The sequence below is a fragment of the Sulfuricurvum sp. MLSB genome, assembly GCF_000747095.1.
In the GTDB taxonomy this organism is placed as follows: Bacteria; Campylobacterota; Campylobacteria; order Campylobacterales; family Sulfurimonadaceae; genus Sulfuricurvum.
Genome location: NZ_JQGL01000116.1, coordinates 12784 through 37048, shown reverse-complemented (window position 1 = coordinate 37048; position 24265 = coordinate 12784). Strand labels below are relative to the sequence as shown.

The following is a 24265-nucleotide window of genomic DNA, read 5'->3' as shown; positions in this document are numbered from 1 at the left end:
AGAACGTTGTGTTTGATGAAGACGGCAACGTCCATTACCATGACGGATCAAAAACCGAAAATACGCGTGTTTCCTACCCGATCGAGCACATCGAAAACCATCAGCCCAGCCTTCAGGCTCCGCACCCGAAAAATATCATTTTCCTATCTGCCGATGCGTTCGGCGTACTCCCTCCGGTAAGCAAACTGACCAAAGAGCAGGCAATGTATTACTTCATGAGCGGTTACACTGCCAAAGTTGCCGGAACCGAGCGCGGGATCACCGAACCGGTGGCTACGTTCAGCTCATGTTTCGGTGAAGCGTTCCTTCCGCTGCATCCAACAGTCTATGCCAAACTTTTGGGTGAAAAAATCGACCAGCACGGCGTTAACGTCTATCTTGTAAATACCGGCTGGACCGGCGGCGGATATGGTGTCGGAAAACGGATGAGCATCAAAGATACCCGTGCGTGCATCAATGCAATCCTCGACGGTTCTATCCGTGAAAGCGAATTTGATACGACCAATACGTTCGGTTTTCATATTCCAAAAACACTTGGCAGTATTGATCCCGTCATTCTCAATCCGCGCAACGCATGGGAAGACAAAGACGCTTACCTGGTCCAGCGCGATAAACTGGCTGCTATGTTCATCGAAAACTTCAAAAAATACATCGGCAATGCCAACAGCGACTTCGATTATTCTACAGCCGGCCCGCAACTCCCTTAATTCTTTTTTCTTACTCTCCATCCGTGTACTTTTCTTTTTCCCGAAGAAAAGTACGCACGCTTTTTTAGAAAAAATATCTCTCAGAATAAATCAATAAAAATCAATCGGCTTGGAACTTTAGAAGCGATATAGAATAAAAGAAGAGCGAGAAAACGTGCGGGGCCTCAAAGCCCTGCGCGAGAAATTAGCAAGAGTAGGTAGTTTTGAACTCGAACGCAGTCGGACGAGCTTCGTAAGGCCATACTTGTGTTTCGAATTTGTAATGCTGATATGTGTCAATGAACAAATCTGTCATAACAGGTTTGAGGAACTCGTTGTCACGAATCAATGCTTCGAGTGAACCGCGGAGCGTATGCGGCATCTGCGGGATACCTTTTTCACGGATCTCGTCAAGGCTGAGTTCGAACAAATCTTCGTCCATCGGTCCTACCGGTACCATTTTGTTTTTGATACCGTCAAGACCGGCAAGAAGCATCGCCGTAAACGCAAGGTACGGACATGCAGTTGAATCCGGGAAACGCATTTCAATACGTGTCGCTTTTTCACCCGCACCGTATGGAACGCGGCAAGAAGCAGAACGGTTTTGGCTTGAGTACGTCAGAATTGACGGTGCTTCAAATCCGGGGATAAGACGTTTGTATGAGTTGGTTGACGGGTTTGTAAATGCTGCAACCGCACGCGCGTGATGGAAAATACCGCCGACATAGTGAAGTGCCGTTTCAGACAAGTTGCTGTAACCGCCTTCTTTATAGAACGTGTTTTTGCCGTCTTTCCAGATTGATTGGTGAACGTGCATACCGCTTCCGTTATCTCCGTAAAGAGGTTTCGGCATAAAGGTAACCGTTTTGCCGTTCAGGTGGGCAACCATTTTGATAACGTATTTGAGTTTTTGAACATTATCCGCCGCTTCGACAAGAGTGCCGAATACAACGCCGATTTCACCTTGACCCTGAGCAACTTCGTGGTGACCGAGGACAACTTCGAGACCTACTTGCTCAAGTACCATCATCATCTCTGCACGAAGATCGACCATTGTGTCGGTCGGAGCTACCGGGAAATATCCCCCTTTTGTTCCGGGGCGGTGACCCGTGTTGTAGCCGTCTTGGAACGATTTGCCGTGATTCCATTCACCTTCTTCGGTGTCAACTTCATAATAAGAGCAGTTGATTTCGTCGCGGATTTTGACATCGTCGAATACGAAGAATTCATTTTCAGGACCGAAATACGCAACATCGCCGACACCGGCATTAGCAAGGTGCTCAAGCGCTTTTTTAGCGATAGAACGCGGGCATTTTTCGTACATTTGACCTTTGTAGATATCGTAAACGTCACAGAATACGACAATGGTCGGATCAGCGGTGAACGGATCCATAAATGCTGAAGGAGCGTCCGGTTTCAAAAGCATATCCGAACGGTTGATCGGCTGCCATGCATCGATTGACGAACCGTCAAACGGAAGACCGTTTTCAAATTGACCCGCGTTAACCGCACTCATGCGATAGGTCACATGGTGCCATGTCCCTTTCATATCGGTGAAGCGGAAATCAACGAACTGTACATCGTTCTCTTTACAAAAACTGAAAAACTCGTCTACGCTGTTTACGAATTTACCCATGCATTTCTCCTGAAATATTTTAAAGTGACGCAGTATACCGAAATAACCCCTAAATGAGACAAAAACAGGTGATTAAAATTTAATCAATTCGCGGTCCCGACCCCGATAGAGCGCACATTTCGTATAGCCGTATTGTCTCGCAACGGCTTCAACCTCATCGCTGTACAAACCGACCTGATCCGGGCGGTGAGCATCGGATCCGAACGTGATCGGAATCTCCAATTCGGCGATTTCTTCCAATAATGACGGAGAAGGATAGGCTTCCGCAATGGGCTTGCGCCACCCTGCAACGTTGATTTCGATGACCATATTCGCCCGCTTGATCGCTTTGAGGGCATCGCGAGCCAAAAAACGGATGTCCGTTTTGGGGAGGTATTTGAACACTTTTAGCAAGTCCAAGTGCCCTACGATATCGAAACGGCCGCTCTTGGCCATCGTTTCCACCAATTCAAAATAGCGTCGGTAGATCGCGTCAATATCTGCCCTCTGATAACGGCCGATAAACTCAGGATTGTCAAATCCCCATTCATCGATGAAGTGAACGCTTCCGATGAGATAATCACAGGAACGTTCCAGCACCTGCTCATCCATATAGCCCGGAAGGAAATCGACCTCATATCCCATCAAAACGGCAATTTTGTCGCTATAGCGTTCCTGTGCATCATACACCCACGCTTCATATTGTGCCATCTCATCAAAGCTCATTCGATACTGAGGGTCAAAATGCATCGGGGCATGATCGGAAAAGCCGAAATACTGAGTTCCGCACGCAATAGCGGCCTCTACGTATTCGTCTACGGTGCCCGTAGCGTGGTTGCATAACGCCGTATGATTGTGAAGATCAACTTTCATGGCCCCTCATCTGAAAAATAAAGATTTATCATGATATTATAGTGCAATTTTTTGTTGAGGTTACCGCTATGACGCAAGAAGAGCTAGACGCATTGATGAACGGCGATATGGATTTGGACGAAGGGTTCGAAGAGCATGAACTTCCCCAAACGAATGCCGTAGAGAGCGAAGATGCTCCCTCTGAAGAACCGGATCCGAACGGTTATCGGGTTTCTGCTATGAGCAGCTGGCCCCCGCCGCCGCCGACGGATGACAATAAAATGGTCCATCAGCTCGATGACGTTACCAAAGAGAGTGAGCAAAAAGCAACCGAAATTTTTGATTTGATCGAAACGATCAGCAATGATCTCAGTGACGGTGAAAAACAGATCAAAAAAGTCAATGCCGTTATTCAAAGCAATATCGAACTTTTCGAAACGCTTGCCGCTAAATTTCCGCATGTGGAAGCATTTAAAACACAGCTGACGAAAAATCAGGACGCGGTGGAAGAAGCGGATGCGATTCTCGAGATGCTTCAAAACGGCGGCGACACCATCATGAACGTCATGGACATCATGCAGTATCAGGATATCCATCGCCAGAAAATCGAGCGTGTCATCAACGTAATGCGGGCCCTTTCAACCTACATGAACCACCTTTTTGCCGGTAAAATCGACGATTCCAAACGGGTCACTTCCGCAGTCCATCTCCCCGGAGATACAACGACGGAAGAAGTCGTCAGCAGCGATGATATCGAAGCCTTGTTGGCGTCGTTCGGAAAAAAATAAATTTTTTGGCGCGTGCACGGTTTGCCGTGCCGGTTTCACTTCCCATTTGCTCCTAAAAAAAGTAACCCCAAACTTTCATCCTACGAATAACTTTTTTAAGATAAAATTCCCCCACTATTTTACAGACGGGAAAATCATTGAAAAAAGTCGAACTCCTCTCCCCTGCGGGAAATCTTGAAAAGCTCAAAATCGCGATCGATTACGGCGCGGATGCCGTATACGGCGGCGTCAGCCATTTTTCGCTCCGTATCCGCTCGGGCAAAGAGTTCGATATGGAGAGTTTCAAAGAGGGGATCGACTACGCCCATTCGCGCGGAAAAAAAGTCTACGTCACTATCAACGGATTCCCGTTTAATTCGCAGTTGAAGCTTCTCAAAGAGCACATTGCCCAGATGGCTTCGCTCGAGCCCGATGCATTCATCGTTGCAACGCCGGGGGTACTCAAACTTGCCCATCAGATCGCGCCCCATATTCCGCTGCATCTCTCGACTCAGGCCAACGTCATGAACGTTCTCGACGCACAAGTCTATTACGATATGGGAGCACGCCGAATCATAGCCGCACGGGAAATTTCGCTCAAAGACCTGGTGCAGATCAAAGCCGAACTCCCCGACCTCGAAATCGAAGTTTTTGTCCATGGGTCAATGTGTTTTGCCTACAGCGGACGGTGTCTGATCTCGACCTTGCAAAGCGGGCGGGTTCCCAACCGCGGAAGCTGTGCCAACGACTGCCGATTTCCGTATGAGATGTATGCCGCCAATCCCGAAACGGGGACCCTGTTCAAACTCGTCGAAGACGAGGGAATCGGCACTTACATTATGAATTCCAAAGATCTTAATCTCGCTTCGCACATCAAAGAGATCCTCGACGCGGGATGCATCGATTCGCTCAAAATCGAAGGGCGGACCAAAGCCCCGTATTATGCCGCCATTACCGCAAAAGTATATCGCCGGGCAATCGATGATTATTACGCAGGACAATTCGACGGCGATGCCTATCAGCGCGAACTGAACACCATGCAAAACCGCGGCTTTACCGACGCGTATCTGATCAACCGCCCGTTTGAAAAACACGACACCCAAAATCTTGATTGGTCGATGATGATGGGTTCCCATCAGGTGAGCGGGCTTGTCGATGACACCGGAAAATATTTCGAATGCAAATATAAAACGTTTCCCGGTGATTCGATGGAATTAGTGTTCCCCGAAGGCTCGGCGATAGAAGCCGTCGACAACGAAATCGGTACCATTTGGGAAGAAAACGGCCAATGGAACATTACGTTCAAACAGCTCCTGGCTGAAAGCGGTAAGGTGTGGGATCAGGTTCACAGCGGCAATCTCAACCGTTTTACCCTCCCTTCCAAACTGCCGCCGTTTACCTTTTTCCGTATCCCCGCTACCGAGGATATGGGCACCGTTACAAAACATTAAAACCAACACAGGAGCATTACTTGAAATTTGTATCGATCATTATGGGAAGCAAAAGCGATTTCGACGTTATGAAATCGTGTTCGGAGACGCTTGAAGCGTTCGGCGTTCAGTATGAACTGATCATCTCATCGGCCCACCGCAGCCCTGAGCGTACCAAGGATTACATTGCCAAAGCCGAAGCCAAAGGGGCACAGGTCTTTATCGCAGCCGCCGGCATGGCAGCCCATTTGGCCGGTGTGCTTGCGTCCAAAACGATTAAACCGGTTATCGGCGTTCCGATGAGCGCATCGGCGCTGAGCGGTATCGACGCTCTTCTCTCAACCGTACAGATGCCTGCGGGGATGCCAGTTGCAACCGTCGCCATCGGGAAGGCCGGAGCCATCAATTCAGCGTACCTTGCGATGCAGATCATGGCGCTCGAGAACGAAGAACTCCGTATGAAGCTTCAGGAAGACCGTATCTCCAAAGCAAAAAAAGTCGAAATGGATTCTCTCGAAATCGAGACCATACTATAAGTGTCATGCACTTTCCGGGCAAAGCCCGGAAAGTGGCAGGGGCAAATGTCCCTACAACCCCCTGAAACGTCCCATATCTTTCGGATACGGGAGAAAAACTGTCCTTGAAATCTACGCTAACGCTATGTTTTTCCCCTTCTGCTAACCGCATCAGCTTTTCGGTACACTTTTTGCTAAACTTCCGTAACAACATACAAACAGGCGGTTAAGCATGCAGGGGCATTGGATAAGTATCGACGAATACGCACGGTTGGCACAAATGGATCGAAGCGAAGTCGAAACGCTGATCGTCCGGGGCAAGCTCACCACCGTTGTCGAAGACGGAACAGTTTTCATCGATCCGGGTCAGGGGATGGCCGGTATCGTCCCCTCCACGCTGCATGAGCTCAGCGCATCCGAGGCCGACGTGACGATGGGCGCCAATTTCGTCGAAAAAACAATCGGAACGATTATCAACCTCCACGAAAAAGTGCTTATCGCCAAAGAAGAGACGATCGAATCGATCAAAAATGAAAATGACTTTCTCAAGGAAGCACTGGCATCCTTGCAGGAACTGTATGAAGAAGACCGCAAAACCATCGCCACCCTCACCGAGCAGCTTCGCCTTTCTCAGGAAGAAGTGGAGTTCATGCGCCGCAAGTACAAGCTGATGTGGGGTAAAGTCATCGACGAATACGGTGCGGAAAAAGCGTGACCATTCAACCCGAATGTATAGGGTGCATTGCCGCCCAGAGCCGTAGGGTATGCGATGCAATCCGGGCAGACGAAACGCTGCATGCCAAGATTACCGGCTATGTCGACACCAAGCTTGAACACGCCGATTTTACGTTGTCGCCGCCTGTGCTGGCCGCACCGCTGTACGAAGCAATGGCGCAGATAGCGGGAAAAGCCGATCTCTACGACGAACAAAAAAACCATGCTACCGAACAGGCACGCGAATACCTCCCCTATTTACGGGAAATGATCGAACGCAGCAACGATCCGTTGATCGCAACGCTCAAAACGGCGGTTGTCGGCAATGTCATCGATCTGGCCGCAGAAGTGAGTTTCGATCTGCACGATGCTATCGCATCGGTCTTTGATACGCCGTTTGCCTCGGACGATTCAGAACCTTTGCGAAAGGCATTGGAAAAGGCAAAAACACTGCTCTATATCGGGGATAATGCGGGGGAACACATTTTTGACGCGCTCGCCATCGAAACCCTCAAAAAGCTCTATCCCCGCCTAGAGATCACCTATGCGGTTCGAGGCAATCCGATTATCAACGACGTGACAATGAAAGAAGCGCTTGAAGCCGATATGAACGCTATCTGTACGCTGTGCGACAGCGGTGTTCCGACTCCGGGATTTGTCTATGAACTTGCAACGTCCGAGGCACGGCATTTGTTCGATACCGCCGATGTGATTATCGCCAAAGGTATGGGAAACTACGAATGTATGACTCCGCTTCGCCGCAACGGAATATGCTTTCTTCTTAAGGTCAAATGCAGCGTCGTTGCCGCTTCGCTTGGAAGAGCAATCGGCGATATCGTCTGCCGTTTCGACTAAAGAACGCAGATCCGGTTACGTCCTTCTTCCTTGGCCTGATACAATGCCTTATCTGCCCGTCCCACAACACTCTCGATCCGATCGTCGCCTCGGCACTCGCTGATGCCGAAACTGCACGTCAACGTGTGAATTGCCTCAAAGTCAAACGTATTGATGATGGACTGGATTTTCAATGCCACCTGATGCGCACCCTCAGCGTCGGTTTCGGGACAGATAATGATAAATTCTTCTCCTCCCCATCGTCCGACGGTGTCGGTCTCCCGGATATGACCGCGCAGAATCTGCGCAATACTGACAAGCGTCTTGTCACCCACCAGATGGCCATAGGTATCATTCACCCGCTTAAACCAGTCGATATCGACAACAATAACCGCGTAAGGCCTGCGGTTTCTCTGATAATAGGCGTGGCATTCTGCCAGTTTTTCATCCGTCTTGATCCGATTGGGAAGCTTGGTCAACGGATCCGTAGATGCCATCTGAAGCAATTTGAGGTTATATTTCCCCAACTCGAATTGACGGTACATAAAAATGGCGATAATCAAAACCGCACCGAAACCGATTCCGTAAGCCCAACGATAGTCAATACGATCTTCATAGGTCACGGCAATGTAGCGATTAAAAATTTTCTGTCGTTCTGAGGGCGTGATCGAATCGATCCCTTTGTCAATTATCGATTTCAGCTCGGGATAATCGTTTCGAATCATCATCCGAACATCAAACATAAACTCTGTCGTTCCTGATATTTTCAAATCCACATAATGATATTCATTCATGAGATACGCCACTACGGGCAGGATATCGATCACCGCATCCACTCTTTCGGAGCTGAGCATCTTCAACCCTTCACGGGTATCGTCCACTCCGACGATATGAATCTTGGGATACTGTTTTGCCACCGAATCCGCAACGCTGTAGCTATTTCCGATAGCTACCTTTTTCCCTTCCAGAGCCGAAAGCCCCGGTAAGAAATCGATCTTTTTATTGGTCACGATGACATTCGGAAACGAGGCGTAGGGCTTGGAAAAAAGAGCATAAGGCTCTTTGTCCGAAGAAATCGACGTTCCGAGTGTCACATCAGCCGTTTTGGTTTTAATCGCATCCAATACCCAGTTCCATGTAGGAGCAGGGACAAAAGTGGCTTCCATACCGCTGCGCTGAACGATCAAAGACCAAAAATCGTTCGCTATTCCCGTTAAGACCTCCGGCTGTGTTTCCGAACGGAAATTAAACGGAGGCCAGCTCAACGTCGATACATAACGTATGTTTTTTATCTGCAAAAAAGCACGCTCTTCTATGCTTAAAGGGATCGTGACTCGGGAATTATCCTCGTATACAAAGCTTTGTAACCGCTCCTCATCCTGAGGAATCCCCATCACCTTGTAAATGTCTGAAATCCGCCGGAATTTATCCAGATCCATAGCTCCGAGCGGCTTATTTTCGTGATAAGCAAGGCTTTTGAGGATTTGACCTTCATACACCAGACTTTCGTGTGATTTACGCTGAGTGTTGTAATGCTTTTCGATCAGCCGTGCCGTCTCGTCGATATGGGCAAACGCATACCGCCACCCTTTGAGAGTTGCGGTCACAAATGCACGGACACGGTCAGGATGAGCTCGGATCTCTTGCTCCGTCGTAAACAGGATATCGCTGTAAAAATCGAATCCATACTGTTCGGGATTGATCATATTCGTCTCAATCCCTTTTTCTTTAAGCACAAACGGTTCATTGGAAACGTAACACGCCATGACATCGGTTTTGCCGTTGGCGATATCAAGCGGATTATAGCTGTGCTCGATGAATTTCAACTCCTCCATCCGCATCCCCTGCGAATTGATCATTGCGCGAATTGCGATAGTATCCTGAAAATCCTGGGTCATCATGATGCGTTTACCGATCAAATCACGCGGGGTACGGATATTGGCCGATTTTTTTGAGAGAAGGACAAACGGGGAACTTTGAAAAATAGCGGCAAGGGCAACGACCGGTTTGCCGCTCATCCGATCGACCAAAAGAGAAGATCGTCCGATTCCGTATTCGGAACGGCCTTCCGTTACTTCATCGACGACCAGTCTTTTCGGATCGAATTTGACAATCTCTACATCAAGCCCGGCATCTCGATAAAAGCCTTTTTCTTTGGCGACATAATATCCCGCAAATTGAAATTGATCGGCCCACTGAAGCTGCAATGAAACTTTTTCAAGGGGCTTTTGGGCGTACAAAAGAGCCATGCCGGCAATGAAAAGTATCCAGAAACGGACCATAAGTGCCTGCTTTTAATGATTTTAGTGGCTTTATGATAGATGTTATTGTATTAAGAACCGCTTTGCGGCGCAAACAAGTTATGGCGTGCGGTTTTGGTATAATGGCGTAAATTTTTTCGCGGGATGATTTATGATAACGTTTGGTGATTTGCTATTGAAACTGCAACAATTTTGGAATGAACAAGGGTGCGCCATCGTACAACCTTACGATGTCGCGGCCGGTGCGGGGACGTTCCATCCGGCTACTTTTTTGCGTTCGTTGGATTCTCAGCCCTGGTCGGTAGCCTACGTCGCCCCAAGCCGTCGCCCTACGGACGGGCGCTACGGCGAAAACCCGAACCGTCTGGGAAGCTACTACCAGTTTCAGGTATTGATCAAACCGAGTCCCGAAAACATTCAGGAGCTTTACCTCAAAAGTCTCGAATACCTGGGACTCAACCTTGCCGATCACGACATCCGTTTCGTCGAGGACAACTGGGAGTCTCCGACCCTCGGTGCCTGGGGTCTGGGTTGGGAAGTATGGCTTAACGGGATGGAAGTGACGCAGTTCACCTACTTCCAGCAAGTCGGAGGGGTCACCTGCGATCCCGTCGCCGTCGAGATCACCTACGGAACCGAGCGGCTGGCCATGTACCTCCAAGGCGTTGATACGGTATTCGATATCGTCTGGAGCGAAAACAAATACGGCAAAACCCTCTACCGCGATATCCACAAAGAAGGGGAGATCGAGTTTAGCAAATACAACTTCGAAATCGCCGACACCGCGATGCTTTTTGCCGAATTTGAAGCCAAAGCGGCCGAGTGCAAACGGTGCCTCGAAGCCGGTCTCCCGCTCCCTGCGTACGACCTGTGCATGATGGCCTCCCACACCTTCAACACCCTCGATGCACGCAAAGCGATCTCGGTCACCGAACGGGCCAACTACATCCTCAAAATCCGCGAACTCGCCAAAGGGTGTGCGGAGCTGTACAAAGAGCAGGAAGAGGAACGGGTCAAGCGCGTGAAGGCTTGATCTGAATTTTCCCCGCTTCTCCCGCATATTGCCCGATAAATCTCCCTACTGCCGAATTTTCGCTACAATCGCCCCATGCAAACCCTGATCGGCCAAATCGACAAAATCATCTATGAAAACGGCGGCTTTTTCATCGCTCTTCTCCGCAGCGGCGAAAAAATCAGCGCCCACTATTACGAGAGCGACGTCGCACACCTTGTCGGGGCTGCCGTCACCCTCAAAGGAAACTGGGAAGAACACCGCCAGTACGGAAGGAGTTTCAAGGCCGAATCGCTCCTCGTCAATCAGCACGAACTCTTCTTTTTTCTCAACCGGGTCGTCAAGGGATTTACAAAAAAACTCACCGCCGAACTGATCGAGCGCTACAGTACCGAGGGGCTGATCGATATCCTTGACAACGACTGCCAGCGTTTGATGGAGATCAAAGGGATGAGCGCCAAACGGCTTGCCAAACTCTCATCCGGATGGAAACAGTTTCGCTCGATGCGGCTGCTCGGGGAATATCTAGCCCCCTACGGCGTCACCCCCTCTTTGCTGCGCCTTATCGCCGAAGCGATGAAAAATGTCGGCGACCCTATCGAAGCGATCCGCTCCAATCCCTACGGACTGATGCGCATCAACGGCATCGGGTTCAAAAAAGCCGACGAAATCGCACGGAATATGGGCATTATACCTGACGATCCCCGACGCATCCAGTCAGCCATGGAATACACTCTCGGCGAACACTGCGAGCAGGAAGGAAACAGCTGCATCGAGCGCAATACCCTCTACGACAAACTCGATATGCTACTCGAACTCGGAGATCACGACCGCTACAACGAAGCGCTCGAAGACCGGGTCCGCGAGGGAAACATTATCCGGCTGCGCAGCGGCAAACTCTCCCCTACCCGAATCTACGAAGCCGAAACATTTCTCCTGGAGCAGTTTGAAAAACGGGGCAAAATCTCCCATCCGCCGCTCTGCGACACTCTGGAGACGTTTTTAAAAGAACACACACTGAACCTCGGAGAACAGCAGTACGAAGCACTTCGCCTGATCAACGGCGGGGCGGGGCTGATACTACTTGTGGGGTATGCCGGGACGGGAAAAAGTACGACCGCCAAAGCATTGCTCGATCTTTTGGCTACCCGCCACGACCCGAATTTCATCATGACCTGCGCCCTCAGCGGCATCGCATCCCAACGGATACGGGAACGCAGCGGCTATCAAAGCTCGACCATCCAAAGCCTGCTGGTACGGTTTGAATCGCACGACACCATGCCCTATCAAGTAATTTTGATAGATGAAGCGTCGATGATCAATTCGGCCCTTTTCGCGCGCCTTATGGCCAAAATCGATCCCGATGCGACCGTGATTATCGTCGGCGACGACGCGCAGCTCCCCCCCATCGGAGCAGGCAATCCCCTCAGCGATGCAATTGCCCTGAATCTGGCTCCAACCGTCATGCTGACGCAGATTTACCGCCAGCGCGACGATCAGGCGATTGCGCTGATCGCCAACGACGTCCGCCGCGGTATCATCCCCTCCTACAAAGAGCCCTACGATGATTTTGCCTTCATCCCTATCGACATTCCCAACCGCCATGCCCTTAAAAACAGCCTCAATGCCGATGCGTTCAGTGAAGCGGTGCAGATGCACGCCCAAAATATTCTTGCCAAAATTGCCGAAGTAACACTGGAACATCTCGGCGAATCGCGGGAAAAACTCCATTCCAAACAGATCCGCGAATACCTCAGCGCATTTCAAGTCCTCTCTCCGATGCGGGCCAATACGCTCGGAGTCGATAACCTCAATACGGTCCTTCAAGACTATTTTAATCCCAATCCGAAAAAGAAGATTACGACCCGTCGCGGCGAATTGCGGCTGATGGATAAAGTCGTCCATGTCAAAAATGAAAATATCCTCTCCTATACTCCCGAAGAGTTTAAAGAAGGAAGCGAACCAAGCGAACGGCGGATATTCAACGGCATGTGCGGATTGGTGTTTCGCATCGACGATGAAGAAGAACTCGCCTACGTCTACTATCCCAACGAAGAGCTGATCGTCCAATATAAATTTGAGGGGATCGGAGAGCTGCTTAACCTTTCCTACGCACTAAGCATTCATAAAGTTCAGGGAATGGAATATGAGCGGGTTGTCATCGTCATGAGTTTTTCGCATCATATCATGCTCAACACCAAACTCCTTTATACCGCCCTCACCCGTGCCAAACGCCATTGTATTCTGATCGGCGAAAGCGGAGCCTTCGAATCGGCATGTCGACGTCTCGAACATACAAAGCGCTCCACAGTTATTCAGGAATTATCTAAAGGATAATTTTTATCATTTAGATAACTTGTGTTATACTCTTTTCATAGATAAATTCGTCCAAAGGATCTTAATATGAAAGCATTGATGATTTCAGCCGTCGTTGCCACCGCCGTCATGGACGCTTCACTGATCGATGAAGCCAAAAACGCCGGTCTCAAACCGATTCCGGCTAATAAAAAAGCAGTCGAAAAGTTGACCTCCAATCCTAAAAACCCTACCACTGCCGCGAAAGTGGAACTGGGGAAAATGCTCTATTTTGAGCCTCGCCTCTCCAAAAGCGGACTGGTTAGCTGTAACACCTGCCACAACCTTGCTACAGGAGGAGTTGACGGGATGGCTGCAGCCATCGGCCACAAATGGAAAGCCAATCCTCACCACCTAAGCTCGCCGACGGTCTATAATGCCGTATTCTACAGCCAGCAGTTCTGGGACGGACGCAGCCCACATCTCGAAGATCAAGCGCAAGGGCCGATGCAGGCAGCGCCTGAGATGGCTGCTCCGAAAGATCATGTCGCAAACGTCGTCAACTCGATGCCGGCATACGTCAACACGTTTAAAAAAGCCTACGGTAACGATGTGAAAATCACCTTCGAAAAAATTGCCGATACCATCGCCGTTTTTGAACGGACTCTTATCACGCCGTCTCGCTATGACGATTTCCTGAACGGGAACAAAAAAGCCCTCACTGCCGCCGAGCAAAAAGGGCTCAAAACCTTTATCGACAAAGGGTGCACAACATGTCACAACGACATTGCGCTGGGCGGAACGATGCAGGCGTTTGGTGTTACGGGTCAATACAAGCATATGAATGTAGGTGATTTCAAAGGAGATGCCAACGGATTGGTACGTGTACCGACACTGCGCAACGTGACCGAAACGGCGCCGTATTTCCACAACGGCCAGATCGCGACACTTTCCGAAGCGATCAAAGAGATGGGACGCATCCAGCTGGGTGTCGATCTGAGCGACAAAGAGACCGCGGAGATCGAAACGTTCCTCAAAGCCCTCGAAGGGAAAAAACCGACGATCATCTATCCGATGCTTCCCGCATCAACAGCCACAACACCTAAAGTGGATGTCATTAACGACTAACCGCCTATTTTATTCCCGCATTCGCGGGAATATTCATTCACATTCAATCCCCTCAAACTCTTTTTTATACTCTTCACATTCACTTTTGGGCATCTGTAAAATCTGCGGTTTTTTCTCCGGATCCAGCCAGCCGAGCAATTCAACCAGCGCCGCTTCATCCATCGCCGTGCATCCAGAGGTCGGATGGTTGTCGGAATGGTTAAGATGGAGAAAAATACACGAACCTCTCCCCTTCACGTGATCGGTGTTATACCCGATCACGGCACCGTGGCGGTATACCTCATCGTCTCGGCGCATCCATTCAAAGCTTTTGGGCGCCGGGCCCTCATTGGAAATGATGCGGTTATAGCGCTCGTCTTCCGTGTCATCGACGCAGATCAGTTTTTCATCGGCATGCAGGTAGGGAAGTGCCGAATTGGGAACCGGGCCGTATCCGAAACTCGCTGTGATCGGAAACACTCCTGATGGCGTACGTCCGTCTCCTTCGAACTTTAAAGGTTCTTTTCCCGAACTGAATCCCATGCCGTTTCGTCCCAGTGTTACCACGACGGGAGTACCGATTTTTTCCCACTGTTCCTGTTTTTCATACCGCTGCAGCCGTGCAGTTGTGGCATTGAGGTCTTCCGATACGACGACCACAAGCTGTTCGGACGGAAAAATCAGAGAAGCAATAAAACTTAGAAAACTTTTAAACATTAATTCTTATCTTAGGATTTTTTAAAGTTAGGTAGTATAGCATATTGAAAAATCCAGGAGCGTGGACAAATGGCGGTTACCGTTCGTAAAGCGTCCGAGGCAGATATTGAGATTGTTGCCCAAGCGCTTCTGGAGAGTTCCAGGGCAGGGAAAAAAATAGGCCTTTTCGATTTGGTATTCAATACTTCAGACGAAAAAACACTTCTTGAACATCTCAGGGAGCTGGCTCTTACGCCCACAAAATGCTATTGCCACATCTCCAATTTTTTCATTGCCCTCTCCGGTTCTGAAAAGGTCGGGGTAATCTGCGGTTACGAACCGCGAATTGCAACACATGAAATTTTTTCCAAAGCACTCGAAGAGATCGGCTTTGACGAAAGCTATCATGAACGGATTGCCGCGTATCTACTGTGCGAGGGGGACGTCGACAATAAAACCTACGTTCTCGATTTTTTGATGGTCAAACCCGATTTCAAAACCATTGACGTTTACAAAGAACTAATCGGAAAAAGTATGCTTACGGCCCGTCTCAAAGGGTACCGCAAAGTACAGACCTCCATCGAAATCGGCTCAGTTGAGGCCGAAATGATCTACAAAAAACTGGGCTTCGATATCATCGACGAAAAACGGAGCGAATATTACAAAGAACAGTTTGAACGAGTCGGAATCATGCGGCTGCAGCTGGCACTCTAAAGGATTTTCATCGAATACGGAATTTTAGGGCTTCTCCCCCCGTTTGTAGCTATTGTACTGGCGCTTTTAAGCCGTTCTGTTTTTCTCGCGCTTGCGGCCGCCGTGTTCGTAGGAGAAGTGATCATCGCCGATTTCCAACCTCTTGACGCACTCATACTCGCAACGGAGCGTTTCAGTACCCTTTTGCAGGAGGCATGGGTCCTTAAAACGCTCGCATTTGCCGTTATGGTGGGATCGGTCATGCTCCTAATCGAGCGTAGCGGCGGCGTCAACGGACTGGTACACGAGCTGAGCATCAAACGGACATGGGTGAAATCGAAAAGGGGGGCACTGATTCCCAGTTTTATCGCGGGCACCGTTATTTTCATAGAGTCTTCCATCACGTCGCTCGTAGCCGGTGCTATCGGAAGGCCCTTTTGCGACCGTTACGGCATCAGCCGCGCCAAACTCGCTTTCGTATGCGATTCGACCTCGGCACCGGTATGCTCGATCATCACGCTTAACGGATGGGGAGCACTGCTGCTGGGTCTCATCGGGGGGCAGATTGCCGCGGGTCTCATCAGCGGCGAGAGCGCCGTCTGGCTTCTTCAGTCGATCGCTTTTAATTTTTACGCCTATATGGCTTTGATCGTCACCTTCCTGGCGGTGTGGTACGAAATTGATATCGGCCCCATGCGCAGCGCTATCGTCCATAAGCCTTCCGAAGCGTTTGCCGATGCCAACGGTTCCGTGGGCTTTTTTGTCTGGCCGATTGTGTGGATGATCGGCGGAGTGATCCTCTTTATGATCCTCACCGGCGGCGGCAACATTCTCAAAGGATCGGGATCAAGCTCGATTTTTTATACCCTCTCCCTGACGCTCATACTGATGTGGATCTACTACCGCTCCAAAAATGCCATGAGCACGAGCGAGTTTTTCAAAGCTGCGCTCTCCGGAGCGCGATCAATGGTTCCGATCGCCTCGATCCTCCTGTTTGCCTTTGCCATCGGGGGGGTATGTTCGGATATGGAAGTAGGCAACTACCTCGCATCGTTCGTCGGTGACTATCTCCCGCCCCAATATCTTGCCGCAGCGATCTTCGTTCTCGGGGGCATCATCGCTTTTGCTACGGGGACAAGCTGGGGAACATTCAGTATTATGCTCCCGATTGCCGTACCGCTGGCCGTCGCACTCGACGCGCCGGTCGCGCTCGTAATGGGGGCGGTCATCTCGGGCGGCGTGTTCGGAGACCACTGCTCTCCGATCTCCGATACGACGATCATCTCGGCGATGGCATCGGGATGCGACGTAGCCGAGCACACCAAAACGCAGCTCCCGTATGCCCTGATTTCCGCCGCGATGGCGTTGCTGCTGTTTATCCTTGTCGGAATCTTCTCATGAAAGCCAGATTGCTGCTGCTCGAAGACGATCCGAACCTCTCGGAGAGTGTCAGTGAGTACCTTGAAGAACACGGCTTTGAGGTCGTCCGCGTTTACGATGCGGCAAGTGCCGAAGACGCTCTGTTCGAACAAAAATTCGACCTGCTGCTTCTGGATGTGAACGTTCCCGGCGGAGACGGTTTTTCACTCCTGAAAGAAGCCCGAAACGGCGGTAACGCGACGCCGGCCGTTTTTATCACGTCCCGCAACGCGATGAACGATCTGGAAAAGGGGTTTGAAAGCGGCGGAGACGACTATCTGCGCAAACCGTTCGAACTCAAAGAGCTTCTGCTGCGGGTTCAGACGATTCTCAAACGCAATTTCTTTCACAATCCGACCGAAACGATCGATCTAGGCGGAGGAATTACCTACGATGTCGACAATCAACTCCTCCTTAGCGACGGGGTTGAACAGAGCCTTCAGCTCAAAGAGCATAAGCTGCTCAAACTCTTCATCCAGCACAAAAACGAACTGCTGCCACATGAAGTGATCATGGAACATCTCTGGGACTATGACGAAACTCCCAGCGACGGAAGCCTGCGCACCTACATCAAAACGCTGCGCAAATTGCTCGGAAAGGATCGAATTGTCAGCCACAAACGCCTCGGGTATCAATTTCGCTAAATACCGCACTCTCCGATCGTTTTTAGCCCTGTATGGGGTAATGAGCGTCTTGATCCTCACCCTTATCGGGACGCTGTATTACGAATCGATGAAAGGACAGATGCTCTCCTCCCATCGTCTGGCAATGCAGCTCCAATCTGAAAGCTATGTTCCCCGCCTTAAAACATGGCTCGAAAGCGGACACGACCTCCAAACATTTCCGAAAGATCTCGCCTACAGAACGGCACTGTACGGGTATGACAAAGATTTGCTTGTCGGAAATCTTCGCCAAACTCATCAGCGTTTCGATGAAAATATCGCCCTGCATAACGGCTTCATCCATCTCGTGATTCCCCTATCCCCCTATGGGCTTGGAGAATATTATCTCGTATTCGAAACCCGCGACGACGAACTGTGGCGGGAACAAACGCTTATCAACGCGCTTCTCTTCGGTACGGGGCTTTTTATCCTCTTCGCCCTCATCGGGTTTACTCTCTCTCGCATGTTTCTACGGCCGATGAACGACGCCATTACCCTGCTGGATGATTTTATCAAAGACACAACCCATGAACTGAATACGCCGGTGAGCGCAATACTGACCAACATCGAAGCCCTCAAAGAATCCGAATTGCCCCCTTCGGTGCAGAAGAAACTTGGCCGGATCGAAATCGCTTCCCGCACCATTTCGACGCTGTATGATGATCTCACCTACTTGATTCTCAATCACGATCTTGCCGTCCGCGACACCCTTCTGGATTTGAGTATGCTGCTGCACGAACGACTGGAGTATTTTCGCCATCGGATCGAACAAAAACAGATTTTACTTACCCTCGACATTGCCCCGCATATCTCGTATCTCATCGATGCGACCAAAGCCACCCGTCTCATCGACAACCTTCTCTCGAATGCGATCAAGTATAATCGGATGGGAGGAACGATCAATATTACGCTTCGTCCCGGGCTGCTGTGCATCGAAGACAACGGGATCGGTATTCCCGATGCGATGATCGAGCGGATTTTCGAGCGCTATACACGGGCCGACAAAAGCGTCGGAGGATTCGGAATCGGACTGAACATCGTCGCGATGATCGCCAAGGATTATCACTTAAAGATTACCGTCGAATCAGAGGAGAATAAAGGGACAAAGATTTGCGTAAGCTGGTATGGTATAAATTAAGTGCTACGTATAAAAATCATTTTGATCGGAAAAAGATGAACAAACCGTTGACCTTTCTAGTAGTGGGATTAAGCATGTTCCATCCTGCCGCCAATGCCGCAGACTGGGCGCTGATGTATGGGATGCACGATACGTTCGTCAGCGACGAAGATTCCCATACGGTCGGGGCGGATATCGGTATTTCCCTCAGTGCCCTCACCGATTCGGGAATCATGATGGGCGGCAGTTTGACCTTTTTTGCCGATTATGACCATGACGAACTGGATCCCGATTATAGTCCCTATTGGCATGAAGCCGATGCTCATATACAAGGAGATCTTTATCAGTTCACCCCCGCCATCGGGTTAGACTGGCTGGCACGATTTGACGGGAAGCAAAATACCGTCAGTGGGGTTGAAAAGCAGTTTAAACTCTTTGCCGGAATCGGAGCGCAATACGAGGCATCCGCTTTCAGTCTCGGTCTCAAAGCATTGGGCGGGTATTATAATCTGGAAATTGACGATGACGTACCCCGATCACGCGGGTATCCGACAAACGATCTGAAACACGACACGGCAGCCTACACCGTCTTAGCAGACGGCCAACTCAAACTGAATACAAAGACGGACGGATACATTCGCCTCCAGCAATACAGAGACAACGATCAATGGCTTGAAAATCAATGCGAGCTAACGGTAAGCTATGATTCGACCGAATGGATTAAAGGCAGTACCGTGTATATGAGCGCTGAATACACCCGATACAATCTTGACCCCTATCAAAAAGCAGGGCTTGCCTCTGTTTTGCCGTGGGACAGCGATACGCTTTTGCGTGTTTACATGAAAGTTCCGTGGAGAGAATAAGAAGAGTGAAAGGGGGAAGCCGTCCCCCTGCTTTATTTTAGTTTGGCGATATAATCGGCCAACGCTTTCATATCCGCGTCGCTCAAAGCGGCGGTTTGCCCTTTCATCAGAGCGCCCATCCCTTTCGTGTTACGGGTTCCGGCTTTGTACCCTTTCAGGGCATCGAAGGTTTTGTCCGAACTCCATCCGGCAATCACTTCGGATTTTCCCAAAGCCGCTTTTTCGGCTTTAGCCCCGTGACAGGCGGCACATTTTTGATACAAAGCGCCGGCATCCGCCGCGCTCAACATAACAGTAAGTCCGAGAAGTGCAATCAATGTTTTCATCATAAATCCTTTACGATATGTATGTGTTTGAGTCAGGCGCACCCATGCGCCGGCCTTGGAACCGATAGCGTATTAGCCGCAAGAGGGGACATTCCCCGAATCACTTCCGTACTCTTTGGCAAAATCGCCGACATCCTGAAGCTTTTCCTTCATTGAAGGGTTGCTCAGAACCGGAACCGCTGCGGGAAACCGCTCGCCGTATTCTTTGACAAATCCGGCTGCATCGTTGGCAAAAAGTTCCTCCCATTCGGCTACCGTATGTTCGGCAGCAAATTTTGTCCCGTTCATATTGCCGAATTTCGCTTTCAGCGTTTTAAGATAGACTTTTTGACCCGTTTTGGCATCGGCTTGCGCCATTGAAGCAGTCAGAGCGGCTGCGACCACTAACATAATCAGCTTTTTCATTTTCGACTCCTTGTTTCGAGAAGCTCTTTCGAATTTCTCTTTGGATAGGAGCAGTATAAAAAATGATTGTGAAGCGAATGTGAAGCGTTTAGAGAGTTTGAAGACGATCGAGCAAGAGGGTAATCTGTTTTTCCTGTTCATACAAAGCGAAGCTTTTTCGGACATACGCTTGAAGGAGGACTTTGAGGTCGTTGTTTCCCTCAAAATGGAAATCCTCTTTCATACCGTTCACCAGAAATTTGGCGAAATCATCCTCTACGTCGATATCGTAGCGTTTGGCGTTGATCGTCAAAGAGACTTTGGTTTTCACGCTCAGCCCAGCATGCTTTCGATTTTCGCGACAATGGCTTCGATCTCGGCATCTTTTTCAGCCAACTCGGCATTTTTGGCCGTCAATTCCGCGTCTTTGGCACGCAGTTCGCCGACAAGACGCTCGATCTCGTCGTCTTTTCCGCTTCCGTGAGCGCGGATTGCGACCATTTCCTGACGCAGCGTTTCGAGTTCTTCTTTCACGGTAGCGTACTTGGCGACCAAATCGTTTGTCAGGGTTTCGAGTTTTTCCATCGGTGTCGGATTAAAGAGCATAATTAGCCTCGGATAGTAATTTTTTCAATAGTTCTAGTAGTCATAATTCTAACACAATCTGCCTCAGGACACGCTATACTGACACAAAGGCCTGCTTACGCTTATACTATTCGAATTTCCTTTTGCAGTATTAGCCCAATCGAAGGAGAAAAAAATGTCTACCGTCATTCACAGAGCCCACGAGCGCGGTATTGCCGAGCATGGATGGCTTCACAGCCGGTTTAGTTTTTCGTTTGCGGAGTATCACAACCGAAACCGCATGGGTTTTGGAGTGTTACGGGTCATAAACGACGATGTAATCGAAGCGGAAAAGGGATTCGGCATGCATCCTCATCGCGATATGGAGATTGTCTCGATCGTCACCAAAGGCGCACTGGAGCACAAAGACTCCGAAGGAAACCACGGTATTATCCATGCGGGTCAGGTTCAGTACATGAGCGCCGGAAGCGGAGTGTTGCATTCGGAATTCGCGACCGATGAAGAGGATGCGGCACTCTTTCAAATCTGGATTCATCCCGATCGCAAAGGGGCACCCCCTTTGTACGACAACCGCGACTTTACCACCGTCGATCAACACAACCGCTGGGCCGCGCTCGTATCCGGAGACGGGAGAGATCATTCAATCCTGATCCGGCAGGATGCGGTGATCTGTTCAACCCATCTGGATAAAGATGCGCAGATCAGCGTTGCACCCGTCAAATCCTCCCATGGACGGCTTATTTTCGTGATGGAAGGCTCGATAGAGATTGCCGGCCATATTCTCAATGCGCGCGATGAACTACAAATCACGGATGAGAAGGAATACGCTCTGAAAGCACTAAGTGAGTCCAAAGTCTTGTTATTTGACGTACCGATGCACTAACCGTTTAAAAATCAATCAAACACAAAAGAAACACCATGAAAAAAACATTCTCTTCACTCTTAGCCTTCGCCCTTCTGGGCTCTGCATCGCTGTTCGCGGGAACCTATAACGTCGATCCCGAGCACTCTACCGTCGGCTTCAAAGTCAAACACATGATGATCTCCGACGTGAGCGGGAAATTCGACACCTTCAGCGGAGTGATCCACTACGACGAAAAAACGAAAACGCTCAAAGAACTGAACGGAAAAGTCGATGTCCATTCGATCAATACCGCCAATGAAAAGCGCGATGCCCACCTCAAAGCGCCCGACATGTTCGACGCCCAAAAATACCCCCTTATCACCTTTGCTCTGGATAAAGTCAAAGGAGATAAAGCCTATGGAAAACTGACAATGCACGGCGTCACCAAAAACGTCGTTCTCGATTATGAACACAACGGCCTCATCAAAGATCCATGGGGAAATCAACGGATCGGTTTAGGGCTCAGCGGGAAGATCAACCGTAAAGACTACGGAATCACTTGGAACAAAGCGATTGAAGCCGGCGGCGTAGCGGTAGGAGAGACGGTCAAGCTCGACATTCAGCTCGAAGGAATTCTGGCTAAATAAGCCGGAATCAGGAATAATTAACTCCTATTGCAAAGAAACGATTGGAAGAATCGGGTTTACAACCATACGCTTCGGCATACTTTCACTTCCCATTTAGCGATTAACCAAGTTCCTCTATTCGCGATCAAAAAATGGATGAACCACCGGGATATCAATATGACATTGAGATACGCGAAGCTTGCCCAAGCCAATAAGGTTTCGGCGGTGGAGAAGATTTATTGAACTAGGTGAAAATTATAGTAAACTTATAAGTCACTAAAAACAAGGATGAAAAATCAAATGCGTATAGTTGAATTAAAAATTTATAGCCCTAGATGGGGACACCATGATATATACGAAATTGAACTTGCTAAAGATAAAATGACAATCACACATAATATAAGTAGTGCTATTTGTACATGGAGAGATAATTTAGACCCTGTATGGTCTGGTAATAATCTAGAAGACATCTTGCGAAATGATGCAATATACCCTCCTGCCATTTTAAATGATTTACTCGAACATGTATGGGAAGCTTGGCGTAATGGTTATTTGAAGGATGAGTCCGTCGATCAGGAATTGCATGCTGTCGAAGAATGGTTAAATACCATCACAGAAGCTAAACCAAAAACAGAATTTTGGGAGAGATATTTTTAATTGACTATTTCCGAAACTAAAGTGCAGCAGAGCTTAGAAATATAGAGATAGCAGATAAATGAAACTGTTTTGGGATTTCCTAGATAACGAAAAAAAAATCTATGCTATTGCAGCTTCCATCATTTTCATCATTGGTTTTTTAGTTGGCATTATTGTAAATTTTTCAGATTTACCATTCATTCCCACACAATTCAAAATGGCAGCAAAAGTTTACAAAGCAGATGTCATACCTTTAGAAAATGCAACATATAATGCAACTGGTTTACTATCAAATATAGAGCCACTGATGAACAACCCTAATGAAAGATTAATTTGCATTTCAGAAAATGCTAATTATATAATTAGTTTAAACAGTTATGAGGCTTCAAATTTTCAATCACCAAATTTGAACATCATTAAAGATGGGCAACAAGTAAATTTAGAAAATTGTAGATTACTCTCTGATCTCGAAAAAGAAAACTTTAATATTAGTGAAGGGTGGGGAGAAAAATTAATAAAAAGACTATAGCTCTCTTTCGAGAAAGTTTGAAAGCCATTAAAAATGGACATCTTTCGAAAAAATGACCAATTCATTTGCTCTGCAATGTCCTAAACAAGTTATTGACTGCATTTCATAGATCAGGAGGTTGAATAAGATATGCAAAAAAAATATTCCCTATCATTGTTATCCATTATATCTATTACATTAATTGCTTTCACACCTATTGAGAATAATTTTTTCAAAATTGACAAACTACTATCAATCGAAATTAATAAACCTACTAATCAAGATGAAAATGTTGAAAATGCAAAAAAGAAAACAGCTTTTCTTGCAGGTTTCATAGCCGTTGAAGGTTCAGATCAAATTATAGACACCAACATTTATAACGATGGAAGATCTTTTCTTTCAACCATTGATCAATTAGAAGCAAAAGCGAAAGTTTGTGGATTTACCGATAAATTAATGTTTGATCATCTTCGAGATATGACAATACCAAAAGTTGATAAATTTCAAGACTATGTACGAATGAGAACTCAATTAGAAGCTCATCTCGAAACGACTCCAATACTTTTATCAGCTTATAAAACTGGAGTAGACTTAGAAGTTCTTTTAAAAACTGTATATAGCAATAACCCTGCATATGGTACTATTCAAAAATTCCACAATGATTTACAAAAAGATATGAAAAATGCCAATATCAATCTAAGTCTTTCTGATTTATCATCTGATTCCGAAATTAATATTCAGAATCTTCAAATGGAATATTTTGAATTATTCCGTACTATTCAAAAAAGTCAAAAAATTTAAAATATTGATTTAATAAA

Annotated in this window: 28 protein-coding genes; 20 read left to right on the top strand and 8 right to left on the bottom strand. The window is 48.3% G+C overall.

What is annotated here, in order from left to right:
- Positions 1-707: phosphoenolpyruvate carboxykinase (ATP) (locus JU82_RS08390; protein WP_037949360.1), on the top strand; the 707-nt coding region annotated here is incomplete at its 5' end.
- Between the two features lie 184 nt (positions 708-891).
- Here JU82_RS08390 and glnA read toward each other — a convergent pair.
- Together glnA and JU82_RS08380 are read right to left on the bottom strand one after the other, a co-directional pair.
- A complete protein-coding gene (gene glnA / locus JU82_RS08385) occupies positions 892-2322 on the bottom strand; it encodes a type I glutamate--ammonia ligase (protein ID WP_037949342.1) in 1431 nt (476 codons plus the stop codon).
- A gap of 72 nt (positions 2323-2394) precedes the next feature.
- Complete coding sequence (locus JU82_RS08380) at positions 2395-3174, bottom strand: histidinol-phosphatase HisJ family protein (RefSeq protein ID WP_037949341.1); 780 nt, start codon at positions 3172-3174, stop codon at positions 2395-2397.
- A gap of 68 nt (positions 3175-3242) precedes the next feature.
- Here JU82_RS08380 and JU82_RS08375 point away from each other — a divergent pair, with 68 nt between their 5' ends.
- The 5 genes from JU82_RS08375 to JU82_RS08355 all read left to right on the top strand — a co-directional run bounded on the left by JU82_RS08375 (position 3243) and on the right by JU82_RS08355 (position 7434).
- Positions 3243-3941, top strand: coding sequence for a hypothetical protein (locus tag JU82_RS08375; RefSeq protein WP_037949338.1), 699 nt, complete (start codon positions 3243-3245; stop codon positions 3939-3941).
- Between the two features lie 137 nt (positions 3942-4078).
- Complete coding sequence (locus JU82_RS08370; protein ID WP_037949336.1) at positions 4079-5371, top strand: peptidase U32 family protein; 1293 nt, start codon at positions 4079-4081, stop codon at positions 5369-5371.
- A gap of 20 nt (positions 5372-5391) precedes the next feature.
- The gene (gene purE, locus JU82_RS08365) at positions 5392-5886 is read left to right on the top strand and encodes a 5-(carboxyamino)imidazole ribonucleotide mutase (RefSeq protein WP_037949334.1); all 495 of its coding nucleotides are present in this window, start codon (positions 5392-5394) and stop codon (positions 5884-5886) included.
- Between the two features lie 211 nt (positions 5887-6097).
- Positions 6098-6580: a DUF3972 domain-containing protein gene (locus JU82_RS08360; protein WP_037949332.1), complete on the top strand. Its 483-nt coding sequence runs from the start codon at positions 6098-6100 to the stop codon at positions 6578-6580.
- Positions 6577-7434 carry an ARMT1-like domain-containing protein gene (locus JU82_RS08355; RefSeq protein ID WP_037949330.1) on the top strand — a complete coding sequence of 286 codons (858 nt, stop codon included), beginning with the start codon at positions 6577-6579 and terminating at the stop codon, positions 7432-7434. The genes JU82_RS08360 and JU82_RS08355 overlap by 4 nt, the downstream gene beginning before the upstream one ends.
- Here JU82_RS08355 and JU82_RS08350 read toward each other — a convergent pair.
- Entirely contained in the window at positions 7431-9695 is a 2265-nt protein-coding gene (locus JU82_RS08350) for an ABC transporter substrate-binding protein (protein ID WP_037949328.1), read from the bottom strand. The genes JU82_RS08355 and JU82_RS08350 overlap by 4 nt on opposite strands.
- 130 nt (positions 9696-9825) lie before the next feature.
- Between JU82_RS08350 and glyQ the strand changes: the two genes are divergently transcribed.
- The 3 genes from glyQ to JU82_RS08335 all read left to right on the top strand — a co-directional run bounded on the left by glyQ (position 9826) and on the right by JU82_RS08335 (position 14109).
- Positions 9826-10707 carry a glycine--tRNA ligase subunit alpha gene (gene glyQ / locus JU82_RS08345; protein WP_037949326.1) on the top strand — a complete coding sequence of 294 codons (882 nt, stop codon included), beginning with the start codon at positions 9826-9828 and terminating at the stop codon, positions 10705-10707.
- 75 nt (positions 10708-10782) lie between these two features.
- Complete coding sequence (locus JU82_RS08340; protein WP_037949324.1) at positions 10783-13023, top strand: AAA family ATPase; 2241 nt, start codon at positions 10783-10785, stop codon at positions 13021-13023.
- Between the two features lie 66 nt (positions 13024-13089).
- On the top strand, positions 13090-14109 hold the full coding sequence (locus JU82_RS08335; protein WP_037949322.1) for a cytochrome-c peroxidase: 1020 nt from the start codon (positions 13090-13092) through the stop codon (positions 14107-14109).
- A gap of 33 nt (positions 14110-14142) precedes the next feature.
- Here the strand turns inward: JU82_RS08335 and JU82_RS08330 are convergent, their stop codons facing one another.
- On the bottom strand, positions 14143-14805 hold the full coding sequence (locus tag JU82_RS08330; RefSeq protein WP_037949320.1) for a L,D-transpeptidase family protein: 663 nt from the start codon (positions 14803-14805) through the stop codon (positions 14143-14145).
- Between the two features lie 69 nt (positions 14806-14874).
- Here JU82_RS08330 and JU82_RS08325 point away from each other — a divergent pair, with 69 nt between their 5' ends.
- The 5 genes from JU82_RS08325 (at position 14875) to JU82_RS08305 (ending at position 19538) form a co-directional block, all read left to right on the top strand.
- Complete coding sequence (locus JU82_RS08325; protein WP_037949318.1) at positions 14875-15498, top strand: hypothetical protein; 624 nt, start codon at positions 14875-14877, stop codon at positions 15496-15498.
- A gap of 102 nt (positions 15499-15600) precedes the next feature.
- A complete protein-coding gene (locus tag JU82_RS08320; RefSeq protein ID WP_294892620.1) occupies positions 15601-16878 on the top strand; it encodes a Na+/H+ antiporter NhaC family protein in 1278 nt (425 codons plus the stop codon).
- Entirely contained in the window at positions 16875-17540 is a 666-nt protein-coding gene (locus JU82_RS08315) for a response regulator transcription factor (RefSeq protein ID WP_037949316.1), read from the top strand. Before JU82_RS08320 ends, JU82_RS08315 begins: the two co-directional genes overlap by 4 nt.
- Positions 17503-18696 (top strand): HAMP domain-containing sensor histidine kinase, encoded by a 1194-nt coding sequence (locus JU82_RS08310; protein WP_294892618.1) that lies wholly within the window; start codon positions 17503-17505, stop codon positions 18694-18696. The genes JU82_RS08315 and JU82_RS08310 overlap by 38 nt, the downstream gene beginning before the upstream one ends.
- Positions 18697-18731: 35 nt before the next feature.
- Positions 18732-19538, top strand: coding sequence for a hypothetical protein (locus tag JU82_RS08305; protein WP_037949353.1), 807 nt, complete (start codon positions 18732-18734; stop codon positions 19536-19538).
- 32 nt (positions 19539-19570) lie between these two features.
- On the opposite strand, the gene JU82_RS08300 is transcribed toward JU82_RS08305, so the two are convergent.
- The 4 genes from JU82_RS08300 to JU82_RS08285 all read right to left on the bottom strand — a co-directional run bounded on the left by JU82_RS08300 (position 19571) and on the right by JU82_RS08285 (position 20854).
- Positions 19571-19864 (bottom strand): c-type cytochrome, encoded by a 294-nt coding sequence (locus JU82_RS08300; protein ID WP_037949314.1) that lies wholly within the window; start codon positions 19862-19864, stop codon positions 19571-19573.
- Positions 19865-19936: 72 nt separating this feature from the next.
- On the bottom strand, positions 19937-20269 hold the full coding sequence (locus JU82_RS08295) for a hypothetical protein (RefSeq protein WP_037949312.1): 333 nt from the start codon (positions 20267-20269) through the stop codon (positions 19937-19939).
- 88 nt (positions 20270-20357) lie between these two features.
- Entirely contained in the window at positions 20358-20579 is a 222-nt protein-coding gene (locus tag JU82_RS08290; protein WP_037949310.1) for a hypothetical protein, read from the bottom strand.
- A gap of 2 nt (positions 20580-20581) precedes the next feature.
- The gene (locus tag JU82_RS08285; RefSeq protein WP_037949308.1) at positions 20582-20854 is read right to left on the bottom strand and encodes a hypothetical protein; all 273 of its coding nucleotides are present in this window, start codon (positions 20852-20854) and stop codon (positions 20582-20584) included.
- 154 nt (positions 20855-21008) lie between these two features.
- Between JU82_RS08285 and JU82_RS08280 the strand changes: the two genes are divergently transcribed.
- The 6 genes from JU82_RS08280 (at position 21009) to JU82_RS08260 (ending at position 24248) form a co-directional block, all read left to right on the top strand.
- Complete coding sequence (locus tag JU82_RS08280; RefSeq protein WP_037949305.1) at positions 21009-21716, top strand: pirin family protein; 708 nt, start codon at positions 21009-21011, stop codon at positions 21714-21716.
- A 35-nt stretch (positions 21717-21751) separates the two neighbouring features.
- The gene (locus JU82_RS08275) at positions 21752-22324 is read left to right on the top strand and encodes a YceI family protein (RefSeq protein WP_037949303.1); all 573 of its coding nucleotides are present in this window, start codon (positions 21752-21754) and stop codon (positions 22322-22324) included.
- A gap of 27 nt (positions 22325-22351) precedes the next feature.
- The gene (locus JU82_RS12250; RefSeq protein ID WP_366921373.1) at positions 22352-22546 is read left to right on the top strand and encodes a tyrosine-type recombinase/integrase; all 195 of its coding nucleotides are present in this window, start codon (positions 22352-22354) and stop codon (positions 22544-22546) included.
- Between the two features lie 57 nt (positions 22547-22603).
- The gene (locus JU82_RS08270; protein ID WP_037949302.1) at positions 22604-22960 is read left to right on the top strand and encodes a hypothetical protein; all 357 of its coding nucleotides are present in this window, start codon (positions 22604-22606) and stop codon (positions 22958-22960) included.
- Between the two features lie 58 nt (positions 22961-23018).
- Entirely contained in the window at positions 23019-23468 is a 450-nt protein-coding gene (locus JU82_RS08265; protein ID WP_037949299.1) for a hypothetical protein, read from the top strand.
- 129 nt (positions 23469-23597) lie between these two features.
- The gene (locus tag JU82_RS08260) at positions 23598-24248 is read left to right on the top strand and encodes a hypothetical protein (protein WP_037949297.1); all 651 of its coding nucleotides are present in this window, start codon (positions 23598-23600) and stop codon (positions 24246-24248) included.
- Positions 24249-24265 lie beyond the last annotated feature (17 nt).

What these genes read in the sequence shown, in the direction of transcription:
- glnA (WP_037949342.1), bottom strand. Translation starts at nt 2,322, where the DNA reads ATGGGTAAATTCGTAAACAGCGTAGACGAGTTTTTCAGTTTTTGTAAA.
- JU82_RS08380 (WP_037949341.1), bottom strand. Translation starts at nt 3,174, where the DNA reads ATGAAAGTTGATCTTCACAATCATACGGCGTTATGCAACCACGCTACG.
- JU82_RS08375 (WP_037949338.1), top strand. Translation starts at nt 3,243, where the DNA reads ATGACGCAAGAAGAGCTAGACGCATTGATGAACGGCGATATGGATTTG.
- JU82_RS08360 (WP_037949332.1), top strand. Translation starts at nt 6,098, where the DNA reads ATGCAGGGGCATTGGATAAGTATCGACGAATACGCACGGTTGGCACAA.
- JU82_RS08350 (WP_037949328.1), bottom strand. Translation starts at nt 9,695, where the DNA reads ATGGTCCGTTTCTGGATACTTTTCATTGCCGGCATGGCTCTTTTGTAC.
- glyQ (WP_037949326.1), top strand. Translation starts at nt 9,826, where the DNA reads ATGATAACGTTTGGTGATTTGCTATTGAAACTGCAACAATTTTGGAAT.
- JU82_RS08340 (WP_037949324.1), top strand. Translation starts at nt 10,783, where the DNA reads ATGCAAACCCTGATCGGCCAAATCGACAAAATCATCTATGAAAACGGC.
- JU82_RS08335 (WP_037949322.1), top strand. Translation starts at nt 13,090, where the DNA reads ATGAAAGCATTGATGATTTCAGCCGTCGTTGCCACCGCCGTCATGGAC.
- JU82_RS08330 (WP_037949320.1), bottom strand. Translation starts at nt 14,805, where the DNA reads ATGTTTAAAAGTTTTCTAAGTTTTATTGCTTCTCTGATTTTTCCGTCC.
- JU82_RS08325 (WP_037949318.1), top strand. Translation starts at nt 14,875, where the DNA reads ATGGCGGTTACCGTTCGTAAAGCGTCCGAGGCAGATATTGAGATTGTT.
- JU82_RS08315 (WP_037949316.1), top strand. Translation starts at nt 16,875, where the DNA reads ATGAAAGCCAGATTGCTGCTGCTCGAAGACGATCCGAACCTCTCGGAG.
- JU82_RS08305 (WP_037949353.1), top strand. Translation starts at nt 18,732, where the DNA reads ATGAACAAACCGTTGACCTTTCTAGTAGTGGGATTAAGCATGTTCCAT.
- JU82_RS08300 (WP_037949314.1), bottom strand. Translation starts at nt 19,864, where the DNA reads ATGAAAACATTGATTGCACTTCTCGGACTTACTGTTATGTTGAGCGCG.
- JU82_RS08295 (WP_037949312.1), bottom strand. Translation starts at nt 20,269, where the DNA reads ATGAAAAAGCTGATTATGTTAGTGGTCGCAGCCGCTCTGACTGCTTCA.
- JU82_RS08285 (WP_037949308.1), bottom strand. Translation starts at nt 20,854, where the DNA reads ATGCTCTTTAATCCGACACCGATGGAAAAACTCGAAACCCTGACAAAC.
- JU82_RS08280 (WP_037949305.1), top strand. Translation starts at nt 21,009, where the DNA reads ATGTCTACCGTCATTCACAGAGCCCACGAGCGCGGTATTGCCGAGCAT.
- JU82_RS08275 (WP_037949303.1), top strand. Translation starts at nt 21,752, where the DNA reads ATGAAAAAAACATTCTCTTCACTCTTAGCCTTCGCCCTTCTGGGCTCT.
- JU82_RS08270 (WP_037949302.1), top strand. Translation starts at nt 22,604, where the DNA reads ATGCGTATAGTTGAATTAAAAATTTATAGCCCTAGATGGGGACACCAT.
- JU82_RS08265 (WP_037949299.1), top strand. Translation starts at nt 23,019, where the DNA reads ATGAAACTGTTTTGGGATTTCCTAGATAACGAAAAAAAAATCTATGCT.
- JU82_RS08260 (WP_037949297.1), top strand. Translation starts at nt 23,598, where the DNA reads ATGCAAAAAAAATATTCCCTATCATTGTTATCCATTATATCTATTACA.